The following is a 14,556-nucleotide window of genomic DNA, read 5'->3' on the forward strand; positions in this document are numbered from 1 at the left end:
GGCTACCAAGCAAGTCTGCACGAGTAGTCAATGAAGCGTTAGGAAACATTCTCAAGGAACACATAGATATCAACTCGCTAATTCAAGTAATTTTCTTACAAATTCATTAGCTGGCTCTTGTTTGATTTCCTCTGGTGTACCGTATTGCTGAATTTCCCCCTTGTCTAAAACGAGGATTTGTGTCCCTAATTTCAAGGCCTCTGCTATATCATGCGTAATAAACACGACTGTAATACCTGTATCTTCATGCAGTAATTTTAATTCATGCTGTAACTGATAGCGCGTAATAGCATCCACTGCTCCAAAAGGCTCATCCATTAGCAAAATATTAGGAGTTGCAGCTAATGCACGTGCAATCCCAACTCGTTGAGCCTGTCCACCAGAAAGAGCTGCAGGATAGCGTTTTTTTAACTGAGTATCCAGACCAAGCATAGTTAGCTTTTCATCAATGATTCTCTCTACTTCTATCTGATTTTTCTTTTGTAAATTTAAGACAAAGGCAATATTTTCAGCGACTGTTAAATGTGGAAAAAGTCCATTCCCTTGAATTGAATAACCGATGTTACGCCGCAATTCAATCAAATCTGTTTCTTGAACATCTTGTCCATTGATAAGAATTTCCCCTTGACTCGGTTTGACTAAACCATTTATCATCTTTAACAATGTCGTTTTACCTGAACCAGAAGTTCCTACAATCGTCAGAAAGGCACCGTCTTCAATTTTCAAATCCAATTGTTTAATAATGTCTTGATTTCCATATGATTTACTGACATTTTTATATTCAATCATTTCTTCAAAATTCCTTTCTCTACAAGATAGTCATGAGCAACTTTTGCCGGTTCTTCTTTGTCACTTTCTACTTTGTGGTTTAGCTCTGCCATTTTACTATCTGTTAAAATCCCGTTTAGTTTTGCTAAGGCTTTTTTTAGCTGCGGATATTTTTTAAGAGTAGCTGCTCGAACAACTGTTCCTGCCTGATAAGAAGGATAAATTTTTTTATCATCTTTCAAGACCACTAGATTAGCTCCATAAAGTTGTCCATCTGTGGTGAAAATATCAATTGCATCAACCTTTCCAGATTTGATAGCCTGATATTTTAACCCGCTATCCATATCTACTTGCGACTTGAATTTCATACCATAAATGGATTGCAAACGTGCAAAACCATCTTCTCGACCAAAGAAATCGTATTCTGCACCAAAGGTTAAATTGGGACCTGCTTTTGCAAGATCACTAAAAGTTTTAATATTGTATTTTTCTGCAATATCCTTACGAACTGCCAAACCATAAGTGTTATTAAACCCAAATGTATTTACCCATTCTAACCGATATTTTTTTCGATATTGACTTTCAAGTGTCTTGAACTGACTTTCATCATATGAACCTGATTGTTTGAGAATGACTTCCCAAATTGTACCAGTGTATTCAGCATAAATATCAAATTCTCCTTTTGTGATGGCTGGGTGAATATTGGCTGTCCCGCCACCAACACCTTTAGTCATTTTGACCTTAAGATTGGTGTATTGTTCAATAACTTGCTTTTGCATTTCACCTAAGATATAGTTTTCTGTCTGTGGTTTGGTCGCAATTTTCACAGTTCCGCCCATTGGATTCATTTGGAAAAATGCGATGCTTCCTGCCATCAAAAGAACTATAGAACTGAAAACAGCTAACCATTTTTTAGATACTTTTTTATGACGTAGGATTGATTTTTCAACCAAAGAAAGAAGAAAATCAAAGACCAATGCCAACAGTGCGACTAAAACACTTCCGACCAAAGTTAGGGTTTGATTATTAGTCGTAATCCCACGGTAAATTGCTACACCAAGACCGCCAGCACCAACGAAAGAAGCGATCCCTGCAAGAGCTATGGTCATTGTAACCATATTACGGAAACCTGCCATCATAACCGGAAAGGCAAGGGGCAGTTGCACCTTGGTTAAAATCTGCTTGCGTGTAGAACCCATTCCTTCTGCTGCTTCAATGAGAAGCGGGTCAACACCAGAAACGCCTGTATAAGTACTCCGTACCATTGGTAACAGAGCATATAAGGTTAGTGCTACAATTGCTGTCTTGTTACCAATCCCCGTAATTGAAATCAGAATCCCTAAAAGTGCAATGGAGGGAATTGTATAAAGAATATTCACTAAACCAATAACGACTCCAGCCCAGCTTTTTTTGAAACTAATGAAAATCCCAAGTCCAACTCCAAAAATCAAAGCAAGTAAGATAGACAAACCTGATATCCAGACATGATCCCAGATAAGACCTAACAGAAACTGCCATTGATTGGTGACTAATTTGATTAACTCGTTCATGCTTCATCCTTTCTTGATTGGCTTAAATTTACTAAAATACGCTCTAAATAAATCTCAAATTCACTGATTTCCAGATCAGAAAAACCACTGTAAAAGATTTCAATGATCTCATCAGAAATTGCATCATATTCTGCTTTTAATCCTTTTGCATAATCTGTCAGACAAATCATCTTTTTCCGCTTATCTTTTTCATGAGAACACCGTTTCACAAGCTGCATGCGAATCATTCGGTCAATCATTTTGGTCAGAGTGTTCAACGTCAAGCCAGTCTGCTCTGACAGTTCGGTTTGGTTTTGATAATCTTTTTGCCAAAGCGCGTGTAAAATACGTCCCTGTTCTCCATTAAAAGCTTGAATCCCGCGTTCTAACAAAATATGATTCATTAATCGATTAGATAAACGATGAATTTTTCCAATGTAAAACCCACTATTAATTATTTTTCTATCCAACTGTTCTTTCCTCTAAAATTATACGATATAGAAGTTTATTTATAATACTATATCGAACCTTTTTTGTCAAAGATTTGGTTTCAAAAAAAGATGAGCAAATACTCATCTTGAAATAATCTTTTGTACATGTTCCTTCAAATCAGGAATTACAGTTTTCATAAACCAAGGATTCTTAGCCATCCAAATCTGATTTCGAGGCGAGGGATGAACAAGCGGAAAAAATTCTGGCAGATAGTCTTGATAATGATATACCGTATCCGTCAACTTCACAGTTCCTTTTTGATGAAGATAATACTTCTGAGCATATTGACCAATGAGAATAGTCAATTCCAGATCTGGTTGCAATTCTAAAATCGGCTGATGCCATTTTTCAGCAAAACCCTTGCGAGGTGGCAAATCACCTGATTTCCCATGACCTGGAAAGTAAAAGTCCATCGGGATCACAGCAAAATAGCCAGAATGATAAAATGTATCATAGTCAACACCCATCCATTCACGTAAGCGATCTCCACTCTTATCATTCCAATATAAACGTGTTTCCTGTGCTTTAATGCCTGGTGCTTGACCAACAATATTGATTCGCGCCGTTTTAGGAGCTGCAAAAAGCGGCTCAATTCCTCGCTCTGTATATGATTGATTTTGTGGATCATCCATAATAGCTTTCTTAATATCTTCTAATGTTTCCATTTCTTACCTCTATCCTTGATAATTTTTCATCATATAACTTTTCAAATCGGTTGCCTGTCGTCCCGTGATGGTCCGAAAATCATCTGTCACAATATCCAAGCAGCTTTGACTACCAGCTTGGTAGAGAGAAGCCAACACAATCCCAAATCCTTTGGGCTGATCGCAAATTCCTCAACTATCACTGGCTGATAGACATTTCACGACCCGATATTTCAAACAAAAGGCTAGCTAATTCTAGCATGTATAGTTACGACCTTGAGTCAAAATGTATATTTTTCCATGTAGAACAGGCGACATAGCTAGTTTGATGATGGCTGCTACACTCTCTTCCCACGAGATAAAGTTTATTTTAACATTCCCCATGTGAAAAAGTCTGTCGACTTGATCAACAAACAATCCAACAAAGATAAAATGTTTGATTCCAAACTTTTCTGCCGCAATAACTGAATTTTCAAATTCTGGTACACGCACAATACTTGGATGAGAAATACTTGGGATGTAAATCAAAACATCCGTTCCGCTCCAAGCCTCGACCATAGAATCTATGTCTAAATAATCAGCAGCTCTGACATCAATCCCTGCTGCTGCATACTGGCTCGCTTTTTGGGGACTCCGAACAGATAATCGAATTTCATTGGCATCTAACTGTTTCTGTGCTTCGGCAACGACCTTTTGCCCCAGTTAACCTGTCGTACCTGTAATTGTATAAATCCTAATATTTCTCTCTTTTAAAAGAAACTCAACTATTTCTAGCTGAGTTTACATGGTTTATTTGATTAATTCATAAATTGCTTCAGCATAAATTGCTGCTGCACGGAAAAGATCTTCTACCTCTATAAATTCGTTTGCTTGGTGCATCGTATCTGTATATCCTGGGAACATAGCACCGTAAGCAACACCGCGTTTCAAGAGACGCCCAAAGGTTCCACCACCAATGATTTGTTCATGACCTTTTAGACCCGTTTGTTTTTCATACACGTTCAAAAGCGTTGTCACAAGCGGATCTTCCATTGGAACATAGTGAGGAACATGCTCGTGCTCCGACAATGTCACATTTTCCACAGGTAAGTTTTCCAATTTAGATTTGATTGATGCTGGATTGGTTCCTTGTGGATAGCGGAAATTAAGGGCAATGGTGTTGTCATCGCTTGTTTCATCAAATCGGAAGACCCCTGCATTCATAGAAAGAGCACCCATTTTTTCATCTACATAGTCCACTTTTAAGGCTTTCCCTTCGTGGTCTTCTAAAAGAACGTTTCCAGCTGTTACAAGATAGTCTTTAGCAGAACCTGCGAAATCAAACTGGGTCAAGAAGTTAGCCAGATAAGTCGCGCCATTGACACCAGATTGTGGTGAAGCTCCATGAGCGGATTTACCAACAATTGTAACTGTTATTTGACCATTCGGTAATTCTTGGTATTCAAAGCGAAGCCCGTGCTCTTTGGCAAATTCGTCTAATTTATCTACAAGATTTGGCATATTTCCTGATACTACTGCTGTTGCAGATTCAGGAACCATATTTTCACGAAGTCCACCCGTAAAACTGTGCAAGCGTGCAGCTCCGCTATTTTCCCCTGCAAAATGAAGGTATTCTGTAATATTTCCTTTTTCACCATTGATAATCGGAAATTCTGCATCTGGCGAAAAACCAAAATCTGGCTCTGGAAGACCAACGTGTTTGAAATAATAGTCCATATCCGCCCAGCCAGACTCTTCATCTGTACCGACAACAAAACGAACTTTTTTAGATATTGGCAAACCAAGCTCTTTGATAATTTTCAGTCCGTAATAACAAGCCATCGTTGGACCCTTGTCATCGCTCGCACCACGCGCAAATAATTTACCGTCCTTGATAGTTGGCGTATACGGATCTGTATCCCAACCGCTTCCAGCCGGTACCACATCCATGTGCGCAAAAATTCCAAGAACTTCAGCTCCTTCGCCATATTCAAAATGCCCCGCATAATTGTCCACATTCTTCGTTGAATAACCATCACGCGCAGCTAATTCTAAGAATTTTTCCAAAGCCTTAACAGGTCCAGGTCCAAACGGATGTTCTTTATCTGCTTTCGTATCATCTCGCTCAGAGTTAATTTCTAACAAGCTAAATAAGTCAGCTAATAAAGCTTCGCGACGTTGTTCAACTTCTGCTTTAAAATCAATTGTCATAAAATCGGATTCCTTTCTATCCACTCTATCAACGTTTTTCAATAATCTCATCTACCGGCAAACGATAACTTGGGTCTAGTTTAGCATCCGAGTAGCCAACAGTAATTAAAAGTTCTGGACGGAAGCGCTCATCAATATCTAGCACTTGATTGACTTTTAACTTATCAAATCCAAGGATAATATTGGAACTAATGCCTTGATCCGTCAATGCCAACACTAAATTCATGGCTACCAATCCAGCATTAAGAGCTAAATAATCACTCTTTTGCTGTTCGGTGTAATGACTGTACTTAGTCGGAAGATTTTGCATGTAATATTGCAATTTTTCTTCAGACATATTTTTTATACCAGCAGTACGAGCAATTTTACGAGCGCGCTGCGCCAAGTCTGTATTTGTAAAGAGAGCAATCGTCACAGGTGCTTCTTTGATTTGCTCCTGATTAGCATTAAAGGCAACCTCAGCCAACTCTGCATTTCTCTCACGTACAACTACAAATTTCCAAGGCTGACTATTATGAGCACTTGGCGCTAAAGTTGCAATTTCAATTGCCGTCCGCACATCTTTTGGATCAACCGCTTTATCATTGAAATGCTTAGTTGCATGACGCTTTTTATTTAATTCAAGAAACTTCATAGGGATTTTCCTTTTCTTATTATACTCATTTCATTTTACCATAAATTGGAAGAGCTTGCAGAGGTTTTTTCATGAAATAACAGGTTCCCTCACTGGAACCCTGAGGATTTAAAATGTATCGGGTATTATTTCTTTTTTATCTATAGCCCTTCTTAACTTCCCCTGAACAGCCTCTGCCACTTTTCGCGGTACGCCTACTTCGACAATTTCCTCAACACTTGCTTCTTTAATCTTAGTTAGCGATTTGAAATGTTTCATGAGATTTTGCTTGCGTTTAGGCCCCAGTCCTTCAATGCCATCTAGTTGTGATGAGAAGGAATTCTTAGACCGGATCTGGCGATGGAAGGTAATGGCAAAGCGGTGGACTTCATCTTGAATGCGTTGCAAAAGGAAAAATTCCTGTGAATTGCGAGATAATTCGACCACTTCCAACGGATCACCAAAAAGCAATTCATGAGTCTGATGCTTGTCGTTCTTTTGCAAACCGGCGATAGGAATATCTAAACCTAATTGATGTTGAATGACGTCTTTTGCAATGTTTACTTGTCCCTGACCACCATCAATGACAATCAGATCAGGCGGTAGTAAACCATCTCGTATGACTCGGCTATAACGGCGCTTAATCACTTCTCGCATACTCGCATAGTCATCCGGACCGATAACTGTCTTAATCTTATACTTGCGATAATCTTTTTTGCTGGGTTTGCCATTGATAAAGACCACCATAGCTGAAACAGGACTTGTTCCCATAATATTGGAATTATCAAACGACTCAATCCGAACTGGAGTGGGAATATTGAGGAGCCGGCCTAGATTTTCAATTGCTCCTTGCGTTTTTTCAATAGATTTCTCTAATAAGTCAAACTTCTGCTGTAAACTAACTTGAGCATTCTTAATTGCCAGATTGACCAGCTGTTTCTTTTCTCCTCGTTGAGGCTTAAGGATTTTTGTATCCACCACAGCCCGTACTGATTCCTCGTCAATATCAGATGGAATCAAAATTTCATTGGGCACCAGATGAGATTTATTCTGATAAAATTGTCCAATATAAGTCAAAAAATCCTCGTCAGGGTCATTGTAATAAGGAAACATATTTACATCTCGCTCAATGAGTTTTCCTTGACGGACAAAGAAAACCTGCACACACATCCATCCTTTGTCCACATAATAGCCAAAGACATCCCGATTCTGTAAATCCCTTGCCATCACTCGTTGCTTGGTGCGAAGTGTCGCAATACTTTGAAGCAAATCTCGGTATTCAGCCGCTTTTTCAAATTCCATCTTTTCAGCAGCACTAGTCATTTTTCCTTTCAATTCATCAATAATCTTATTATCATGACCTTTGAGGAAATCTGCTACTTCTTGAGCCATCTCTTGAAAGAAATGTAGATCATTATGGCAGATAGTATGAGCTCGACACTGTCCGATATGATAGTAGAAGCAAACTTTCTCAGGTGGATTGGTACACTTACGGAAAGGAAAAATGCGATCCAGCAGGCGCTTAATTTCGTTCGCAGCACCTACATCAGGATACGGACCAAAATATAAACCACCATCTTTCTTAACCTGACGTGTAATAATAAGTCGCGGATATATCTCATTGGTGATTTTGATAAAAGGGTAGGACTTATCGTCCTTAAGCATGATGTTGTATTTGGGCTGATTTTCCTTGATCAGATTGATTTCAAGCAACAAGGCTTCAATATTAGACTCAGTGACAATAAACTCAAAATCCTCAACCTCAGACACTAACGCTTCCGTTTTAGTATCATGACTTCCGCGAAAATACGAACGCACCCGATTGCGCAAATTCTTGGCTTTTCCCACATAGATGATCGTACCATTTTTATTCTTGTGGATATAACATCCTGGACCAGTTGGCAATAACTCTAATTTTGATTTAATTAAGTTGTTCATAATTATCATTATAGCAAAATTAGCTAAAAGGAAGTAAAAAGGAACATCGACAGCCTAAATGATTACTATAGAAAAGGGCAAGCAAATAATTATTGAAAATTTTAAGCCCATAGCTTCACTATCACAAGGTTTAAATAGGTTATTAGAAGTATACTTTAGGTTGTAGATAGAATAAATCTTTTTTCATTGAGTATTTCTCCAGATTTATAAAACGAATAAAGGGTTGACTTGCTCCGCATTTTTTCCTACTACTTTTTAATAATCGGCTATTGTGTCAAAATTTTTTGCTATCACAAAGAAAGGCAGGGATGCTACTATCCCTGCCTTTCCATCATCAACACTACAATTGTCCTTGTCGACAATAGTTTCTGTTTTGAGATTATTCAAAATCAAGATATTCTTTTTCAAGTTCAAGAACTTCTTCCATTGTTGCACATTCTGTAAGGGCGCGTTGAGCCAGTTCTTGCATCTTCTTCGTATCCAATTTCTTCATCAGACTACGTGTACGAAGAACAGATGTGGCACTCATTGAAAACTCATCCAGACCAATACCAACTAGAAGTGGAACAGCAGTTTGATCGCCCGCCATTTCACCACACATACCAGCCCATTTGCCTTCAGCATGAGCAGCTTTGACCACTCGATCCACTAAACGTAAGATAGATGGGTTGTATGGTTGATAAAGGTAAGAAACTTGTTCATTCATACGATCTGCAGCCATTGTGTATTGAATCAAGTCATTAGTACCAATTGAGAAGAAGTCAACTTCTTTTGCAAATTGATCAGCCAACATAGCTGCTGCTGGAATTTCAATCATAATACCAACTTGAATATTATCTGCGACAGCAACACCTTCTGCAAGCAATTTAGCTTTTTCTTCTTCCAAAATCGCTTTTGCTGCACGAAATTCAGTCAACAACGCGACCATTGGGAACATGATACGTAATTGCCCATGAACAGATGCGCGCAAAAGGGCACGTAACTGTGTACGGAACATTGCGTTTCCTGTATCAGAAATGGAAATACGAAGAGCACGGAATCCAAGGAAAGGATTCATTTCTTTTGGAAGATCAAAGTAAGGAAGTTCTTTATCACCACCAATGTCCATTGTACGGACAACAACTGGCTTCCCATTCATGCCTTCTAAAACAGCTTTATAAGCCTCATATTGCTCATCTTCTGTTGGAAAATCTTGCGAATCCATATAAAGGAATTCTGTACGGTAAAGTCCTACGGCTTCAGCACCATTAGCATTAACGCCTTCAACATCCTTCGGTGTACCAATGTTCGCAGCCAATTCAAAATGTTTTCCGTCGGCTGTTACTGTTTCAGCATCTTTCAGCAAATCCCATTCAGCTTTTTGTTTAGCATAAGCTTCACCAGCTGCTTTAAAGGTTGCAATTTGTTCTGCAGTTGGATTGATAATTACTTCACCAGTAATACCATTTACAGCAATAACGTCACCGTCTTTCACTAATTCGGTAATGTTATTCGTTCCAAGAACTGCTGCAATTTCAAGAGTACGAGCCATAATAGCTGAGTGGCTTGTACGTCCACCAATATTCGTTACAAAAGCTTTAACAAAGTTTTTGTCTAATTGAGCAGTATCAGAAGGAGTCAAATCGTGCGCAATCACAACTACTTCTTCATTGATCATAGCAGGATTTGGCAAGTGCACACCAAGCAAATGAGCCAATACTCGCTTGGTCACGTCGCGAATATCTGCTGCACGTTCTTGCATATATGGATTGTCTTCCATATTTTCAAAGAGAGTGATGAACATATCTGTCACTTCTTTCAGACCTGCTTCAGCATTCACTTTTTTTGCACGAATTGTTTCTTTAATCTGACCAATCATTTCTGGATCAGAAAGTACCATTAAATGAGCATCAAATACTTGAGCTGCTTCTTCTCCAAGGCTCTCTACTGCTTTCTCACGGATAACAGAAAGCTCGTTCTGTGAAGCTTCAAGAGCTGCATCCAAACGAGCCTCTTCTGCATTCGTATCTTCGACTGAAACAGTCTCAAACGATAAATCCGGTTGAACTAATAGATATGCCTTAGCAACAGCAACACCATCAGATGCTGCAATTCCTTTTAGCATTTCTGTCATGTTAAGCCAATCCTTCTTTTGTCATTGTTTCTGCGATTGCTACAATTGCATCGTCAGCATCTGTACCTTCAGCAGTAATTGTTACATCAGCACCTTGACCAACACCAAGGCTCATAACACCCATGATTGATTTAAGATTTACTGATTTACCTTTGTATTCTAGTGTAATATCTGAAGCAAATTTGCTAGCAGTTTGAACTAACAAAGTTGCTGGACGTGCGTGAATACCTGTTTCTGCCACAATGTGGAAATCTTTAGAAGCCATAGTTTGACTCTCCTTTAATGTAATCTTTTTGGGGTCATATGTGATAACCCTTACAATTTTAGATTATAACATCTTTGTAAAATTTTTTCAAGAATTTTATGTGTATTCATCAAGGCTTTTTTATGATAATTACTGAAATTTCATTAAAACGAGATTTTCAATCTTCAACTTATAAACAAATTTTCAATCTATAATTATGTGATAAAACGAGGATAAGAGCGTGATTCTTCTCTGATTTTCCATTTTTTAAAAATACCATATCTAGTATTATTGAATTCAAAAAACAAAAAATAAGCACAATATTTAGAACCTGATGGTTGACAAAATTTATAGCTTTGGATATACTTAATCCATACTGAATTAAAAAAATTAGGAGTTTATTATGGTAACTATTTATTCAAAAAATAATTGTGTTCAGTGCAAAATGACAAAACGTTTTCTAGACACCAATCAGGTGGAATATCGTGAAATCAACTTGGACGAACAGCCTGAATATATCGATCATGTGAAAAACTTAGGTTTTAATGCTGCACCGGTTGTACAAACTCAAACGGAAGCATTTTCCGGTTTTCAACCAACTAAATTGAAAAAATTATCATAATTTTATTGTACCTATAATAGAGCAAATCAATCGCTTCTATGAGCCATAGAAGCCCTTTCTTTTGCCAATAGCAAATCTAGTATTTAGAAAAGGAATAGTATGGGACTCAAACAATTAGAAGATGTGACGTATTTCCGTCTCAACAATGAAATCAACCGTCCAATCAATGGACAAATTATGCTCCACAAAGATAAAGAAGCTCTGGAGGCATTCTTTAAGGAAAATGTTGAACCAAATACAAAAAAATTCTCTTCTATTACTGAAAAAATTAACTATTTAATTCAAGAAAACTATTTAGAAAAAGAATTCATCCAGCTTTATTCGTCTGAATATATTGAAGAATTAGCTGCTTTCATTCATGCACAAGATTTCCATTTTAAATCTTTTATGGCAGCTTATAAATTCTACAATCAATATGCTCTTAAAACAAATGACGGTGAATATTATCTAGAAAGCATGGAAGATCGTGTTCTATTTAACGCGCTCTATTTTGCCAACGGTAATGAAGCAATCGCTAAGGATATCGCTAATGAAATCATTCACCAGCGCTATCAACCGGCTACACCAAGCTTCCTCAATGCAGGACGTGCCCGTCGCGGTGAACTAGTTTCTTGCTTCCTCATCCAAGTAACAGATGATATGAACTCTATCGGTCGCTCCATTAACTCTGCTCTGCAATTATCTCGTATCGGTGGTGGCGTTGGGATCTCTCTCAGTAACCTGCGTGAAGCAGGCGCTCCCATCAAAGGGTACGAAGGGGCTGCTTCTGGTGTTGTACCAGTGATGAAACTGTTTGAGGACAGCTTCTCTTACTCTAACCAGCTGGGGCAACGTCAGGGAGCCGGGGTTGTTTACCTCAATGTCTTCCACCCAGATATCATCGCTTTCCTTTCTACAAAGAAAGAAAATGCTGACGAAAAAGTTCGGGTTAAAACTCTTTCTTTAGGAGTTGTCATTCCAGATAAATTTTACGAATTAGCTCGTAAAAATGAGGAAATGTACCTCTTCAGTCCTTACTCTATTGAACGCGAGTACGGTGTTCCATTTGCTTATATTGATATTACTGAAAAATATGACGAATTGATTGCCAACCCTAAGATTAATAAAACGAAAATTAAAGCTCGTGATTTGGAAACAGAAATTTCTAAACTCCAACAAGAATCTGGCTATCCATACGTCGTAAATATCGATACAGCTAACCGTTCAAATCCAATCGACGGTAAAATCGTCATGAGTAATCTCTGCTCTGAAATCCTGCAAGTACAAGAGCCAAGTCTCCTGAATGATGCTCAAGAATTTGTACATTTGGGAACGGATGTTTCTTGCAATCTTGGGTCGACCAATGTAGTCAACATGATGACTTCCCCTGACTTTGGAAAATCTATCCGCACTATGACACGCGCTTTGACCTTTGTCACAGATAGCTCTCACATCAAAGCTGTTCCAACCATTGACTACGGCAATAGCTTAGCTCATACTTTTGGGCTAGGAGCCATGGGCTTACACAGTTATCTGGCTCAACAGTTGATTGAATATGGTTCAGCTGAATCAGTTGAGTTTACCAGCATTTACTTTATGCTCATGAATTATTGGACTCTTGTTGAATCCAACAATATCGCTCGTGAGCGTGGCATGACTTTCCACAACTTTGAAAAATCTGATTATGCCAACGGCACTTACTTTGACAAATACCTGACGGGTGAATTTGTACCTCAGTCTGACCGTGTCAAAGAACTCTTCGCAGGCATCTTTATCCCATCAGCAGAGGATTGGGCAGAGTTGCGCGATAAGGTTAAGGCTGACGGCCTCTATCATCAAAACCGCCTAGCCGTTGCACCAAATGGTTCTATCAGCTATATCAATGATGTTTCTGCTTCTATCCACCCCATTACCCAACGGATCGAAGAACGTCAAGAAAAGAAAATCGGTAAGATCTACTATCCTGCTGCTGGTCTGTCAACGGAGACTATTCCTTACTATACTAGCGCCTATGACATGGACATGCGCAAGGTGATTGATGTCTACGCAGCGGCAACTGAGCACGTGGACCAGGGTCTTTCCCTGACTCTCTTTATGCGCAGCGATATTCCTAAAGGCCTCTATGAGTGGAAAAAAGAAGGCAAGCAAACAACCCGCGACCTTTCTATCCTGCGTAACTACGCCTTCAACAAGGGTATCAAGTCCATCTACTACGTCCGTACCTTCACTGATGATGGCGGCGAAGTTGGGGCTAACCAATGTGAAAGCTGTGTGATTTAATGGAAAAAACTATTACTGCTTGTTTAAATAGCAAATGGGGACCATACTATGCTTCTCTTGTTGTTATCTCTGGAACAGTCATCATTTGTAGCTCAATAAAAAAATATGATATCATTGAAATAGGTTCTATGAAACTAAAGGTTGCATAATAATTACTACTAAATTGGAGAAATACTCTTTATGAAAACTTACTACAAAGCCATTAACTGGAACGCTATAGAAGATGTGATCGATAAGTCCACCTGGGAAAAACTGACTGAACAATTCTGGCTCGACACACGAATCCCTCTTTCCAACGATTTAGATGATTGGAGAAAATTATCAGCTAAAGAAAAAGACCTTGTTGGTAAAGTTTTTGGCGGGCTGACACTTCTTGATACCATGCAATCCCAATCAGGTGTCGAAGCGATCCGAGGGGATATTCGCACTCCCCATGAAGAGGCTGTATTGAATAATATCCAATTCATGGAGTCTGTTCATGCCAAATCCTATTCATCTATTTTTTCAACGCTTAATACAAAATCAGAAATTGATGAAATTTTTGAATGGACCAATACAAATCCTTATTTGCAAAAGAAAGCTGAAATTATCAACGAAATTTACCTTAATGGAAATGCTCTTGAAAAAAAAGTTGCCAGTGTGTTTTTAGAGACCTTTCTATTCTATTCTGGTTTCTTTACTCCACTCTACTATCTGGGCAACAACAAACTAGCTAACGTTGCTGAAATTATCAAATTGATTATCCGTGATGAATCTGTCCATGGAACTTATATCGGATATAAATTCCAATTGGGTTTCAATGAATTATCAGAAAAGGAACAAGAACTGTTTCGAGAATGGATGTATGATCTTCTCTACACCCTCTATGAGAATGAGGAAGGTTATACTGAAACCTTATATGATGGTGTTGGATGGACAGAAGAAGTCAAAACCTTTCTTCGCTACAACGCCAATAAGGCTCTCATGAATCTTGGACAAGATCCACTTTTTCCTGATACTGCTGATGATGTCAATCCTATTGTTATGAATGGTATTTCAACTGGAACTTCTAATCATGACTTCTTCTCCCAAGTCGGAAACGGTTATCTACTTGGCGAAGTTGAAGCTATGCAAGATGATGATTATAATTATGGGTTATAAACTA

General features: G+C 38.5%; 13 protein-coding genes. 3 read left to right on the forward strand and 10 right to left on the reverse strand.

What is annotated here, in order from left to right; translation table 11 throughout:
* Positions 1-69: 69 nt before the first annotated feature.
* The 10 genes from PCY10_RS03930 to PCY10_RS03975 form a co-directional block, all read right to left on the reverse strand.
* Positions 70-789: an ABC transporter ATP-binding protein gene (locus tag PCY10_RS03930; RefSeq protein ID WP_096362715.1), complete on the reverse strand. Its 720-nt coding sequence runs from the start codon at positions 787-789 to the stop codon at positions 70-72.
* Entirely contained in the window at positions 786-2,318 is a 1,533-nt protein-coding gene (locus PCY10_RS03935) for a glycine betaine ABC transporter substrate-binding protein (protein ID WP_125396481.1), read from the reverse strand. Before PCY10_RS03935 ends, PCY10_RS03930 begins: the two co-directional genes overlap by 4 nt.
* Complete coding sequence (locus PCY10_RS03940; protein ID WP_125396480.1) at positions 2,315-2,767, reverse strand: MarR family transcriptional regulator; 453 nt, start codon at positions 2,765-2,767, stop codon at positions 2,315-2,317. The genes PCY10_RS03935 and PCY10_RS03940 overlap by 4 nt, the downstream gene beginning before the upstream one ends.
* A 102-nt stretch (positions 2,768-2,869) precedes the next feature.
* Positions 2,870-3,454, reverse strand: coding sequence for a uracil-DNA glycosylase family protein (locus tag PCY10_RS03945; RefSeq protein ID WP_301558882.1), 585 nt, complete (start codon positions 3,452-3,454; stop codon positions 2,870-2,872).
* Between the two features lie 234 nt (positions 3,455-3,688).
* On the reverse strand, positions 3,689-4,135 hold the full coding sequence (locus PCY10_RS03950) for an NAD(P)H-binding protein (RefSeq protein WP_125396478.1): 447 nt from the start codon (positions 4,133-4,135) through the stop codon (positions 3,689-3,691).
* 87 nt (positions 4,136-4,222) lie between these two features.
* Positions 4,223-5,623, reverse strand: a complete 1,401-nt coding sequence (pepV, locus tag PCY10_RS03955; RefSeq protein ID WP_125396477.1) for a dipeptidase PepV — start codon at positions 5,621-5,623, stop codon at positions 4,223-4,225.
* 28 nt (positions 5,624-5,651) lie between these two features.
* A complete protein-coding gene (locus PCY10_RS03960; protein WP_301558883.1) occupies positions 5,652-6,257 on the reverse strand; it encodes a nitroreductase family protein in 606 nt (201 codons plus the stop codon).
* 108 nt (positions 6,258-6,365) lie between these two features.
* On the reverse strand, positions 6,366-8,174 hold the full coding sequence (gene uvrC, locus PCY10_RS03965; RefSeq protein WP_301558884.1) for an excinuclease ABC subunit UvrC: 1,809 nt from the start codon (positions 8,172-8,174) through the stop codon (positions 6,366-6,368).
* A 379-nt stretch (positions 8,175-8,553) separates the two neighbouring features.
* Positions 8,554-10,287, reverse strand: a complete 1,734-nt coding sequence (ptsP, locus tag PCY10_RS03970; protein WP_021002886.1) for a phosphoenolpyruvate--protein phosphotransferase — start codon at positions 10,285-10,287, stop codon at positions 8,554-8,556.
* Between the two features lies 1 nt (position 10,288).
* Positions 10,289-10,552 carry a phosphocarrier protein HPr gene (locus PCY10_RS03975; protein ID WP_003068444.1) on the reverse strand — a complete coding sequence of 88 codons (264 nt, stop codon included), beginning with the start codon at positions 10,550-10,552 and terminating at the stop codon, positions 10,289-10,291.
* Between the two features lie 382 nt (positions 10,553-10,934).
* Between PCY10_RS03975 and nrdH the strand changes: the two genes are divergently transcribed.
* From nrdH to nrdF, 3 genes are all read left to right on the forward strand, one after another.
* The gene (gene nrdH / locus PCY10_RS03980; RefSeq protein WP_021002887.1) at positions 10,935-11,153 is read left to right on the forward strand and encodes a glutaredoxin-like protein NrdH; all 219 of its coding nucleotides are present in this window, start codon (positions 10,935-10,937) and stop codon (positions 11,151-11,153) included.
* A gap of 99 nt (positions 11,154-11,252) precedes the next feature.
* Positions 11,253-13,412 carry a class 1b ribonucleoside-diphosphate reductase subunit alpha gene (gene nrdE, locus PCY10_RS03985; protein ID WP_301558885.1) on the forward strand — a complete coding sequence of 720 codons (2,160 nt, stop codon included), beginning with the start codon at positions 11,253-11,255 and terminating at the stop codon, positions 13,410-13,412.
* A 180-nt stretch (positions 13,413-13,592) separates the two neighbouring features.
* Positions 13,593-14,552, forward strand: coding sequence for a class 1b ribonucleoside-diphosphate reductase subunit beta (nrdF, locus tag PCY10_RS03990; RefSeq protein ID WP_117276056.1), 960 nt, complete (start codon positions 13,593-13,595; stop codon positions 14,550-14,552).
* Positions 14,553-14,556 lie beyond the last annotated feature (4 nt).

This window comes from Streptococcus sp. SI1, from assembly GCF_030439945.1.
Lineage (GTDB): Bacteria > Bacillota > Bacilli > Lactobacillales > Streptococcaceae > Streptococcus > Streptococcus intermedius.

Excerpts from the sequence above, each read along its gene's own strand:
- PCY10_RS03930 (WP_096362715.1), bottom strand. The coding sequence starts at position 789 with ATGATTGAATATAAAAATGTCAGTAAATCATATGGAAATCAAGACATT.
- PCY10_RS03935 (WP_125396481.1), bottom strand. The coding sequence starts at position 2,318 with ATGAACGAGTTAATCAAATTAGTCACCAATCAATGGCAGTTTCTGTTA.
- PCY10_RS03945 (WP_301558882.1), bottom strand. The coding sequence starts at position 3,454 with ATGGAAACATTAGAAGATATTAAGAAAGCTATTATGGATGATCCACAA.
- pepV (WP_125396477.1), bottom strand. The coding sequence starts at position 5,623 with ATGACAATTGATTTTAAAGCAGAAGTTGAACAACGTCGCGAAGCTTTA.
- PCY10_RS03960 (WP_301558883.1), bottom strand. The coding sequence starts at position 6,257 with ATGAAGTTTCTTGAATTAAATAAAAAGCGTCATGCAACTAAGCATTTC.
- uvrC (WP_301558884.1), bottom strand. The coding sequence starts at position 8,174 with ATGAACAACTTAATTAAATCAAAATTAGAGTTATTGCCAACTGGTCCA.
- ptsP (WP_021002886.1), bottom strand. The coding sequence starts at position 10,287 with ATGACAGAAATGCTAAAAGGAATTGCAGCATCTGATGGTGTTGCTGTT.
- PCY10_RS03975 (WP_003068444.1), bottom strand. The coding sequence starts at position 10,552 with ATGGCTTCTAAAGATTTCCACATTGTGGCAGAAACAGGTATTCACGCA.
- nrdH (WP_021002887.1), top strand. The coding sequence starts at position 10,935 with ATGGTAACTATTTATTCAAAAAATAATTGTGTTCAGTGCAAAATGACA.
- nrdE (WP_301558885.1), top strand. The coding sequence starts at position 11,253 with ATGGGACTCAAACAATTAGAAGATGTGACGTATTTCCGTCTCAACAAT.
- nrdF (WP_117276056.1), top strand. The coding sequence starts at position 13,593 with ATGAAAACTTACTACAAAGCCATTAACTGGAACGCTATAGAAGATGTG.